This is a genomic window from Acinetobacter sp. V2, from assembly GCF_001188385.1.
GTDB lineage: Bacteria > Pseudomonadota > Gammaproteobacteria > Pseudomonadales > Moraxellaceae > Acinetobacter > Acinetobacter oleivorans.
Map to the genome: position 1 here is coordinate 707220 of NZ_JZFB01000001.1, position 6329 is coordinate 713548.

Annotated in this window: 7 protein-coding genes; 4 read left to right on the top strand and 3 right to left on the bottom strand. The window is 39.4% G+C overall.

From position 1 onward, the window contains the following. Both UC75_RS19965 and UC75_RS03255 read right to left on the bottom strand, forming a co-directional pair. The coding region (locus tag UC75_RS19965) for an ABC transporter permease (RefSeq protein WP_228137049.1) at positions 1-542 on the bottom strand (542 nt) is incomplete at its 3' end. Between the two features lie 3 nt (positions 543-545). Beyond that, positions 546-1619, bottom strand: coding sequence for an ABC transporter substrate-binding protein (locus tag UC75_RS03255; RefSeq protein ID WP_049836667.1), 1074 nt, complete (start codon positions 1617-1619; stop codon positions 546-548). A gap of 314 nt (positions 1620-1933) precedes the next feature. Here UC75_RS03255 and UC75_RS03260 point away from each other — a divergent pair, with 314 nt between their 5' ends. The 4 genes from UC75_RS03260 to UC75_RS03275 all read left to right on the top strand — a co-directional run bounded on the left by UC75_RS03260 (position 1934) and on the right by UC75_RS03275 (position 5248). Further along, the gene (locus UC75_RS03260; RefSeq protein WP_031379819.1) at positions 1934-3067 is read left to right on the top strand and encodes an LLM class flavin-dependent oxidoreductase; all 1134 of its coding nucleotides are present in this window, start codon (positions 1934-1936) and stop codon (positions 3065-3067) included. A 190-nt stretch (positions 3068-3257) separates the two neighbouring features. Continuing rightward, positions 3258-4085, top strand: a complete 828-nt coding sequence (locus tag UC75_RS03265) for an energy transducer TonB (protein WP_049836668.1) — start codon at positions 3258-3260, stop codon at positions 4083-4085. A 24-nt stretch (positions 4086-4109) separates the two neighbouring features. Further along, a complete protein-coding gene (locus UC75_RS03270) occupies positions 4110-4844 on the top strand; it encodes a MotA/TolQ/ExbB proton channel family protein (protein ID WP_004701581.1) in 735 nt (244 codons plus the stop codon). Then, positions 4844-5248, top strand: coding sequence for an ExbD/TolR family protein (locus UC75_RS03275; protein WP_001018517.1), 405 nt, complete (start codon positions 4844-4846; stop codon positions 5246-5248). Before UC75_RS03270 ends, UC75_RS03275 begins: the two co-directional genes overlap by 1 nt. A gap of 62 nt (positions 5249-5310) precedes the next feature. On the opposite strand, the gene UC75_RS19970 is transcribed toward UC75_RS03275, so the two are convergent. Continuing rightward, the coding region (locus UC75_RS19970) for an ABC transporter substrate-binding protein (RefSeq protein WP_228137050.1) at positions 5311-6329 on the bottom strand (1019 nt) is incomplete at its 5' end.

Sequence of the window (6329 nt, forward strand, 5' to 3'; positions counted from 1 at the left end):
TAGATTTGTCCTAATTCAATATATTTTTTGGGAATATTTTTGACTGCATCGGCCGTTGCTAACGCAATCGGGAAAAAGCAGGCCTTAATAATCAGTAAAATTTTAAATAATTCACCAATCCCAAAAACTAAAATAAAAATAGGAATAAGGACAAAGATTGGAATTTGATAAAAAACGTTAAATAAAATATAGGTGTAATTGCGAAAGAGAGTATTTGCCCCGTAGGCAATACCAAAAGCAATTGCGCTGATTGCTGCGATAGAAAATCCCAAAAACAGACGAGAAAGACTATCTTTGAGATGCATTTGAAGCTCACCGCTTTGTAACAACGCAATAAAAGTATTCCAGACAGTTTTAGGCGGCACCAAAATTTGGGTTGGGAAAATCTGTAAAGAACTGATCAAATGCCAAATGAGTAATACTAATAAGGGTGAAATCACAGAGAGCAGCCCATACACCTTTTTAGAAGTCACTTTCTTACGGAGTGGGGTTTTAAATAAAACATTATTTTGCTCAATAAGTGGTTTTACTAGTATTTTCATTGTCTAGTTTCCCTGCTTATTTGAAGCATGATTCGTCTGTAAATTTTGAATCGCTTGATGGGTAAACTTCGGATTCAACAGTTCATCTGCTTTGATTGGGGTTTGAATAAGCTGATTTTTCACAGCATGATCAATGACTTTTGAATAATGCTGTTTCAGAAAGTCGACTTGATAGTCTGGAGACCAGTCTTGTTGCCATGTGCTTGCCGTGTTCTGGCTTTCACGTTGAATCACACTAAGAGGTTGGCCAAACTTGGTTTGACTTTGCTGAAACTCATCTTGATGGTGCGCAATCCAGTCCATTGCACGTACTGTCGCATCAGCAAGTAATTGTGTGGTATCTGGATGTTGCTCAATATAACTTTTGCTACCCCAGAGTTCGGCACGCATTTTCCAGTCTGCTGGCAAAGATTGTGATGACCAAATAATTTTACCCAAATGGCGATCTTGTAAAGTAAGTGCATCACTTAAGGTAAAAAAGGCATCTACACTTTTGGCAGATAAAGCAGCAGCCCCAGCTTGCGGGTTTAAATTCACAATTTGAAAGTCTTTTAAGCTTAATCCTTTACTTCGTATGAGTTGCCCAAAGTTAATTTCCCATGGACGGCCACGGTGTAGTGCAATTTTTTTATCTTTTAATTCTTCAATAGATTTAATAGGTGAATTTTCTGGAACGATAAGGTAGACGTTATTACCAATACCTCCGGGTACAACAATTTGTGTCTTAACGCCTGTGGCATTAAGGACTACAGCAGGAAGGTTTCCATAAAAAGCAAAATCGATTTTATTATTTAGAAAACTTTCATTAACCAGAGTTGCTACAGCAGCAGTGGTCACAGGTTCCCATTTCAATTCAATGTGATTTTGCTTTAATGCTTTTAGAAAAATTTGATCTTGTGAAATGAGTTGTGGAACACCAATGAAGTCCAAACTACCCGAAGTACCATTGGCAACGACAGCAATTCGGAGTTGTTGCTGTTCAGACTGTTTTGGGGTGTTCTCTTCTGTTTTTTGTGCGCCACAAGCAACAAGACCCAAAAAACTAAAACCTAAAACTAAACGTGGAAAAATACGCATATCATCATAAGAATTAAAAAATATAGGGGTATTGAGCAAGAACCACGCCAATAAAATTATTTTAAATAAATCAATTAATTATAATTTTTTAGAATTATTATTGAGGTTAAATGCCACCGTTGTGTTGTGATTGGGACACTCTTTAGCGTTTAAGTGTTGAAATATCAACACAGCCTTTAAACTCGATTTTTTAATATTTATATAAAACAGTACTATAGCTAAAAATTAATTTAAAAAAATAACGGCATGATTCCTGCTCATAAGACTTTTAACGAATTAAATATCGTCAAATCTTTAAATTATCGAGATTCATTATGTCAGTTGAGTTTTTATGGAGAATCCCTGTTCATGGGGATGGTCGTCGAGCACATCAATTACACACACGCGGTGAATGGAATCAATTAACTCCAGCAGTTCAATCTCCACAACGTGTTGCACCGCAACATGAAGATCAGTTATTCGCTTACTATGACTATGTCGAGCAAGTAGCGAAAGCAGCCGATATTGTTGGTTTTCACGGCGCACTCATTCCTGCTTTTCCACATACTGAAGAACCATGGGTGTTAGCGTCTGCACTGGCAAGAGAAACAAAAAGACTTCGTTTGCTCATCGCAATTCAACCTTGGTTTATTCATCCTGCTTATGCAAGCCAAATGGCTGCAAGTTTGCAGCGCTTGAGTCAGGGACGAGTAGAGTGGAATGTGATTTCAGGGGGAGGCGGTGCACAACAACGCGCGTATGGGGATTTTATTGAACATGATCAACGTTATGCACGAACCAATGAATTTTTAGAATTTGTGAAAGGTTATTCACACCACGCACCTTTCAATTACGATGGAAAGTTTTTCCATGTTGAACAAGGTGGCCTAAAATACCCAATGAATCAATATGACGTTCCACGCTTATGGTTAGCAGGTGCAAGCGATGCGGCTTTACAAGTCGCAGGACGTCATGCAGATATCCACTTAACTTGGGGCGAACCTGTAGACCAACAGAAAAAAGTGATCGAACAGGCACAAAATTTCTTTGAGCAGAACTCGCCGGAACGCAAAGTTAAATTTGGTATGCGTATTGATATTTTAGCGCGACCAACCCAAGAACAAGCCTTCCAAGAACTTAAACAAATGTATGAAACCATTGCTGTTGATAGTAATGCTTTTGAACGCAAAGACACTGAATCTGTAGGAGCGAAGCGCCAGCAAGCCTTAGCACAGGGTAACCGTTTTGAAGACTTATTTGTGAGTCCGAATGTGTGGGCGGGAATGTCAAATGTACGAGGTGGCCCAAACTGTATTTTAGTCGGGAGCTATGAGCAAGTGGCAGAACGTTTGCAAGAATATATTGATATTGGGGTGGGACATTTTATTCTAGCCAGTAACCCGCATTTAGAAGAAGCATATCGAGTAGCTGAAGAAGTCTTACCCTTAGTAGGATATAAATTAAAATAATAAACTTAGATCCCTTTGCGATATCAAAGGGATCTTGTTGTTTGAACAGCATAACACTGTCTGAAAACCAACATCTTTTGTATCAATCATTTAAAAAATACAAATTAAATTAATAAAAAATAATAACTTATAGTTTTGGCATGGCTTGTGCAATTTACGACTTAATCTTTTATTTTTAGTTTAAATTTTTATGCGTGATCAAATCTTTAATCCCCATAAGCGGGCTTTGCTCTTTGAGCAATTTGCGACAGTTGCAGCCACAACTGAAATTGCAGATCCGTTTGCACGGCATGATCAAGACGTTATTCAAGCTGCTCCAGTGAAGCTGAATAAAGTCTTAATCGCAATTATTGCGGTTGCTTCAGCACATCTTGGAATTTGGTATGTTGCAAAACAATTGCCGACACCAGCTTTAGATATTCATAAACCAGAACCTGTGGTGATTGAAATCGTAAAACCGGTTGAACCTCCTAAAGTGATTGAACCCAAAATTCCACCGATTACTGAAAAGCCAAAAGTTCCACCTGTGGTGGAAAAACTCAAGCCAATTCCTAAACAAGTGGAACAGCCCAAACCTGTCCAAAAAAGTGTGGAACAACCTAAGCCAGTTGCAAAAGCGGTGGCTGAGCCCACTCCACAAAAAGTTGCAGAACCTGTGGTCACAAAAGAAGTAGTCGCAGAACCAGTTAAAAAAGTTGCTGAGCCTGTAAAAGCGTCAGATGACAATTTACCTGTGACTGAAGCCAAAGGTTATGCCGGATATCTCAGTAACCCTGCACCTGAATACCCTGAACAAGCTTTAGAACGTGGTTGGGAAGGCTCAGTCATTTTACGGGTCAAAGTATTAGCAAATGGCAGTCCTGATACGGTCAGTGTCAAGCAAAGTAGTGGAAAAAAACTTCTAGACAGTGCTGCCGTAAGAACAGTAAAGCAATGGAAATTTTCACCTGCGCTAAAAGGGAAAACCCCTGTAGAAGGCTGGGTCGATGTTCCAATTCATTATCAATTACCGAAATAAAATTTAAATTAAGAGGATATTTTCATGTCAGATATTAATTCATTGATCCATGACGGCACGATCTGGTTATTAGTTGCTTTCTCAATTGTGACTTGGGTGTTGATTGTGGTTAAAGTGGTCCAGACGCAACGAGCAACAAAACAAAGTAAGCTTTTTGTAGAAGAGTTTTGGAAAGCAAAAAACTTATCAGATGCAGTAACTAAGTCTGAACTTGGTGAAGGCCCAGCAGCACGAGTGGCTAATACAGGGTTTCAGACTTTAATTGAAGCAGATGAAAAGACGCATCAAGACTTACAAAACAGTTGGAGCCGTCAGGACTTATTAGAGCGCCATTTAAGTAAACAAGTTCTAACTGAGCGCCGCCAATTAGAAAAAGGTTCAGCTTTACTGGCTTCTATTGGAAATAACGCCCCATTTATTGGTCTGTTCGGTACAGTATTTGGGATTATTCATGCATTACAAGCGATTGCTCATTCAGGTAATGCAAGCATGGATGTCGTGGCTGGACCAATTGGAGAGGCACTGGTTGCAACAGGTATTGGTATTGCAGTTGCTGTACCTGCGGTGCTTGCCTATAACTACTTTGTGCGTAAAGTAAAAACTATTGGCGCAGATCTTGATGATTTTGCAACGGACTTCGTGAGCCTAAATCAAAAAGCAGGATTCCAACTACCAACTGCAAAAAAAGGTACGACTGGTAATACGGCGCTTAAAGATAATTCTGCTAAAGAAGTGAAAGAGAAAGGAGTATTTGCATAATGGCAATTTCTACCTCTCAAGAAGACGATGTCGTCAGTGAAATTAATATTACGCCGTTAGTCGATGTCATGTTGGTCTTACTCATTGTATTCATTGTGACAGCTCCTTTGTTAACAAATACGGTGAAAGTAAACTTACCAAAAGCGGCTCCAACTCAATCGACAGATCAAAACAAAGCTGTGGTGATTAGTGTAAATCCACAAGGTGAAATATTCCTTGATAAAGATAAGGTTACCCTTGCGAACTTTGAACAAGAAATAAAGTCACGTAAAAGCAGTAACCCTAAATTAGCATTAAATTTAAATGCTGATGAGACTGTACCTTATGGAACTGTTGCAAAATTATTGGCAAGTATTGAACGTGTAGGCGTAGATAAACTCTCTGTGATTACAGTGCCTAAATAATTATGCCCCCATAAAAAAAGCTGCATCGGCAGCTTTTTTTATATTGTGAGTACAGATGAGTATTAAGCTTTCCAGAGTTTTTCAAAGCGCCATGTTGGAAAAATCGTATGTTCAGGAGCTAAACCACCAATATTATTAGCTGCTGCGTCAATCGTATGGCTAAATCCCCAAATGAGCATTCCACCACGTTCATGTTGAATTTTTTGTGCTTGCGCTAAATGGATTTTGCGTTTGGCTAAATCAGGTTCTGCCAGTGCTTTAAAAAATAGCTCACTATATTCAGGGTCTTTAAAGTTCACACGGTTGGTCGTGGAAATTGGGGCATCATTAACAACGGCCGTCGATAAATAGGGCGTGCCGACATTGGTCGCATTACTCGATAGCTGCCACTTACTGCGGTCAGGGCCATTAAATGTTGCAAAATCCACTTGTTTAACTCGAATATTCACATTGGCTTGTTTCGCTTGCTCGGCAAAAATTAATGCAGGTTGAGCGCTACTTACTGGGGTAACAAGCTCTACACTCAAACCATCTTTAAAGCCTGCTTGGGCTAATAGATTTTTTGCCTCGGCAATATTTTGTTGGCGCTGCGGCAAATTGAGAAAGGCAGGATCTTGCGGTGAATAAAGATCGTTGGCGATTCGACCTTGCCCATTTAGGCCTCGCTGTACCAACTCCTCTCGGTTTGCAATTAAACGAAATGCCTGACGCACTCTAGGGTCATTAAACGGCGCTTGTTGAGTATTAAAGTCAAAACTATTATGCGTATTGGTCGCAGAGCGTATAGTTTGAATGTGTTTTGCTTGCTCCAAAATTTTAATATATTCGGGTGAAATCGCATTTGCTACATCAATTTGTCCAGCCAATAAAGCATTTAATCGAGAGACCTGATCTTTAAAATCAATCACTTCAAAACTATCTGCATAAGGTTTGTCTGCTTTAAAGTAGTTATTAAAACGAGTAAAAACAGAACGCTGCCCCGGAATAAACTCTTTGACTTTATATGGACCAGCTCCGACTGGATTATGAATAGGGTCAAAGTCAGTCGGTACAATTCCTCCAAAGTTAACCCAAGTTTCGG